Source organism: Idiomarina sp. UBA4206 (genome assembly GCF_002383015.1).
Classification (GTDB): Bacteria; Pseudomonadota; Gammaproteobacteria; order Enterobacterales; family Alteromonadaceae; genus Idiomarina; species Idiomarina abyssalis.
Window position 1 is genome coordinate 1 of the sequence record NZ_DFTS01000001.1, and the last position, 4,301, is coordinate 4,301.

The 4,301-nt window shown below is 49.3% G+C and carries 5 protein-coding genes; 4 read left to right on the forward strand and 1 reads right to left on the reverse strand.

Annotation, left to right across the window (positions count from 1 at the left end; translation table 11 throughout):
- A partial coding sequence (ompR, locus tag B3180_RS00005) for a two-component system response regulator OmpR (protein WP_286842080.1) occupies positions 1–593 on the forward strand: 593 nt, incomplete at its 5' end.
- Positions 593–1,903, forward strand: coding sequence for a two-component system sensor histidine kinase EnvZ (envZ, locus tag B3180_RS00010; protein WP_271332176.1), 1,311 nt, complete (start codon positions 593–595; stop codon positions 1,901–1,903). The genes ompR and envZ, both read left to right, overlap by 1 nt.
- Before the next feature lie 6 nt (positions 1,904–1,909).
- Here the strand turns inward: envZ and sthA are convergent, their stop codons facing one another.
- Positions 1,910–3,328, reverse strand: coding sequence for a Si-specific NAD(P)(+) transhydrogenase (sthA, locus tag B3180_RS00015; protein ID WP_054490725.1), 1,419 nt, complete (start codon positions 3,326–3,328; stop codon positions 1,910–1,912).
- A 109-nt stretch (positions 3,329–3,437) separates the two neighbouring features.
- Here sthA and nudE point away from each other — a divergent pair, with 109 nt between their 5' ends.
- Positions 3,438–4,013: an ADP compounds hydrolase NudE gene (gene nudE, locus B3180_RS00020; protein ID WP_404813266.1), complete on the forward strand. Its 576-nt coding sequence runs from the start codon at positions 3,438–3,440 to the stop codon at positions 4,011–4,013.
- Between the two features lie 11 nt (positions 4,014–4,024).
- Positions 4,025–4,301 (forward strand): 3'(2'),5'-bisphosphate nucleotidase CysQ family protein (locus tag B3180_RS00025; RefSeq protein ID WP_286842089.1); only part of this gene is annotated, 277 nt, incomplete at its 3' end.

Genomic DNA, 4,301 nt, shown 5'->3' on the forward strand with positions numbered 1-4,301 from the left:
TGACCCGTGAGAATTTTAATTTACTGGTATTAGATCTGATGCTGCCGGGTGAAGACGGACTGTCTATTTGTAAACGTCTACGCAGCGAAGGTAATAACCTGCCGGTTATTATGCTGACCGCCAAAGGCGATGAAGTTGATCGTATTATTGGCCTGGAGTTGGGGGCTGACGATTATCTGGCAAAACCCTTTAACCCCCGCGAGTTGCTGGCGCGGATAAGGGCGGTATTGCGTCGCCGCGGTACCGAAGTACCTGGTGCACCTTCGCAGGAAGATCAGGAAGTCACTTTTGGTGAGTTCAGACTGAATCTGGGAACTCGTGAAATGTTTCGTGGCGACACACCAATGCCGCTGACCAGTGGTGAGTTTGCTGTTTTGAAGGCTTTAGTCAGCAATGCTCGTCAGCCGCTTTCCCGCGATAAACTAATGCACCTTGCACGCGGGCGTGACTACAGCGCACTGGAACGCTCTATAGATGTTCAGGTGTCACGCTTACGTCGTATGCTTGAAGTTGACCCCACTAAGCCGCGTTATATTCAAACGGTCTGGGGCTTAGGTTATGTGTTTGTACCGGATGGTCAGCTGAAGTCCTGATGAAGTTATTTCCCAAGTCAGCGTTTGCCCGCACGGTTGCGCTGCTGGCTCTTGTATTGCTTATTAACCAGCTCGTCTCTTACGTGATGGTGAGTAACTATGTTGTCCGGCCTTCCATTGAGCAAATTAATGAGTTGGTGGCTAAGCATATCCGCACTATGTTCATTCCTCGTCAGCATTCAGCTGAAACCGAACGTGAACTGATGTCTTATTACACTGAAGCCACTGGCATAGAAGTGTTTAATGACACTGAAGCCGAGCAGCAGGGCTTGGGCAACTCCACCTATTACGGCTATTTGTCGGATGACATGAGCGACATGCTGGGTGGGAAGTCACAGGTTAGAGTTGCTCAGGGGCAAAAGTTTTACCTTTGGGTAAAGCCACCCCGGGCGCCTGACTTCTGGATACGTGTTCCATTGGATAGTATGCAGCGCGGACAGTTCTCTCCGCTGGTGATGTACTTGGTGTTAATTGGTCTTTTGAGTGTATTCGGCGGTATGCTGTTTGCTAATTGGCTGAACAGGCCACTTAAAGCACTGGAAGAATCGGCGCGCAGAGTAGGGCGGGGAGAATTCCCTGAGCAACTGCCTGAAAAAGGCGCAAACGAAATTATTGCGGTAACCCGGGCTTTTAACCAAATGTCGCGGGGTATTCGTGAGCTTGAAAACGACCGTAACCTGTTAATGGCAGGGGTTTCTCATGACTTAAGAACGCCACTAACGCGCATTCGCCTGGCCGCTGAAATGATGCCGCAGGAAGACGGTTCTCTGGCTCAGGGGATCGTTGAAGATATCGATGACATGAATGACATTATCGATCAGTTTATTGATTATGTCCGCCTTGATCAGCAGGAGTGCAGCAGCAAAGAGTCTCTTAATGAACTCATTGAGCAAACGGTGGCGAATGTACCGGACAACTGGACAAAGCAATTTGAACTTGATTTAGGGACGTTGCCTTTGGTTTGGTTGCGCCCGTTATCGATGAAGCGCGTCATTATTAATTTGCTGGAAAACGCTGAGCGTTACGGTAAGCAGCGGGTTGTGGTCAGCTCTGGTCACGATAAAAAGCAAAAACGGGTCTGGTTCCGGATAACCGACGACGGCCCTGGCATTCCCGAGGAACAACAAGAGAAACTCTTTGAGCCTTTCACTCAGGGTGATAAAGCGCGTGGTGGTGTAGGCTCAGGGCTTGGGTTGGCAATTATTAAGCGTATTGTTGATCGTCACGACGGCGATATAAAACTGCAAAACCGCCCGGAAGGCGGTTTGTGTGTTCGAATTGAGCTGCCGCTGTACCAGAAACGGCAGTAACCTGGCTTATTGCAGCAGGCGGTTAATGCCATTTAATGCGGCAACGCGGTACGCTTCTGCCATAGTCGGATAGTTAAAGGTGGTGTTGACAAAGTAATCGATGGTATTACCACCGTTTTTCTGCTCCATAATAGCCTGACCAATGTGTACTATTTCTGAAGCCCTTTCACCAAAGCAATGAAGACCCAGAAGCTCTCTGGTTTCGCGGTGGAATAACAGTTTCAGGCAACCCACATCGGCACCCGATATTTGCGCCCGGGCAAGATGCTTGAACTGAGCTCGGCCAACTTCATAAGGCACTTTCATTTCGGTGAGCTCTTCTTCGGTTTTACCCACTGAACTGATTTCCGGAATGGTATAAATACCGGTCGGTATGTCACTCACCAGAACTTTGTCACAGTCGCCGTTAATAATGGCTGAAGCACAGATGCGGCCCTGATCGTAAGCGGCACTGGCTAAGCTGGGGTACCCAATAATGTCACCCACTGCATAGATATTTTCCACGGCTGTCTGGTAGTTGTCATTCACCTCCAGTTGCCCGCGGTAGTTGGGCTCAAGGCCTACAGACTGACAGTTTAGCTCTTCTATGTTACCGGAACGGCCATTAGCAAAAAGCAGGCAGTCGGCAGCCATGGTTTTGCCGGACTTGGTTTTCAGAACGACTTTATCGTCATAGCCAGTAATGGTGTCATATTCTTCGTTATGGCGGATGACCACGCCGCTGTTGCGTAAGTGGTAGCTGAGCGCATCGGAAATTTCAGCGTCCAGAAAAGACAGCAAACGTTCGCGTTGATTAATGAGATCCACTTTAACGCCCATTCCACGGAAAATACTGGCGTATTCACTTCCGACCACACCTGCACCATAAATTAAAATGGTTTTAGGCTCGTGTGACAATGACAGAACCTTGTCTGAGTCGTAAATGCGGGGGTGCGAAAAATCGACGTCTTCGGGATTATACGGCCGGGAGCCGGTCGCGATAACAACATGTTTTGTAATCAGGTCATCCACCGAACCGTCTAGCTTAGTTACCCGAATACGGTTCTTGTCTAAAAATGAGGCCTTACCGTGTACGACGGTGACATCATTGCGGTCGTAAAACGAACTGCGCAGCTTGACCTGTTTGCGGATAACCGACTCGGCGTAGTGCAATATGTGGCTGAAAGTCATGCCGCTTTGCCAGCCTGGCCCAGAGAACAGTGGGTTGTTATTGTACTCAATTAAACGACTGACCGAGTGGCGCAGGGCTTTTGATGGAATGGTCCCCCAATGCGTGCAGCCGCCGCCAAGAGCTTTATGTTTTTCTACAATGGCAACGTTGTAGCCGCTTTTGGCCAGTTGCATAGCAGCGCCTTCGCCGCCGGGGCCAGTACCGATGACAACCACATCGTATTCAGTTTCGGTTTCAGGCTTTATTGCAGTCATATTACTCGCTTCACTACCGGTGGACGGGTTTTAGATAGTAGCACTCTATAAGAAAAGCGTAAATTGACACTGTTTTCTGTGCGCAGACTCGTTATAGTAAAGAGAGACAATGACTTGGACCTGTCGTATGAGTAAAGAAAAACAAGTCCCGCAAATTTTATCCCGTCGCGTTGTTGCGCAAAGCAGGCTAATGCGTGTAGAAGCGGTTGATCTTAAGTTCAGCAATGGTGAGCAGCGCCAGTTTGAGCGTATGAAAGGCAGCGGCCGTGGCGCGGTAATGATTGTTCCCTGTATTGACGATGACACCTTATTGCTTATTCGCGAGTATGCAGCAGGTCTGCATGACTATCAGCTAGGCTTTCCCAAAGGGCTTATCGATCCGGGCGAAACACCAGAAGAAGCAGCACAGCGCGAGTTGAAAGAAGAAGTTGGCTACGGTAGTCACCAGCTTGAGTTTCTAATGGAATTGAGTCTCGCGCCTCAGTTCTTTTCCGCGAAAATGAGTGTTTTTGTCGCTCGTGACTTATACCCTGAGAGCTTGCCGGGAGATGAGCCTGAACCTCTGGAAAAAGTTACCTGGTCTATCAGTGACATTAATAACCTGTTTGCTCAGCCCGACTTTTCAGAAGCTCGCAGCGTTGCTGCGCTGTTAATGTTGTTGCGTAATCAGGGTGAGGGCCGCTAGTGGCAGAAACCATGCTGAATAGACTGAAAGAGATTGCGACAGAAGCTGGTGGCGTTATTTTGTCCATGTACGAAAGACGTGACTACAGTACGGCAGAAAAGACCGATGACTCCCCCGTAACGACCGCCGATATTGTCGCCAGTGAGTTGATTGAAGACCGGCTTAAACAATCTTTTCCGGGCATTCCTGTGATTTCTGAAGAAAGTGAGCACCAGGACTATAACGAGCGCCGTCAGTGGAAGGCCTATTTCATTATCGACCCTATTGACGGAACTCAGGAGTTTATTT

What these genes read in the sequence shown, in the direction of transcription:
- envZ (WP_271332176.1), top strand. Translation starts at nt 593, where the DNA reads ATGAAGTTATTTCCCAAGTCAGCGTTTGCCCGCACGGTTGCGCTGCTG.
- nudE (WP_404813266.1), top strand. Translation starts at nt 3,438, where the DNA reads ATGACTTGGACCTGTCGTATGAGTAAAGAAAAACAAGTCCCGCAAATT.
- sthA (WP_054490725.1), bottom strand. Translation starts at nt 3,328, where the DNA reads ATGACTGCAATAAAGCCTGAAACCGAAACTGAATACGATGTGGTTGTC.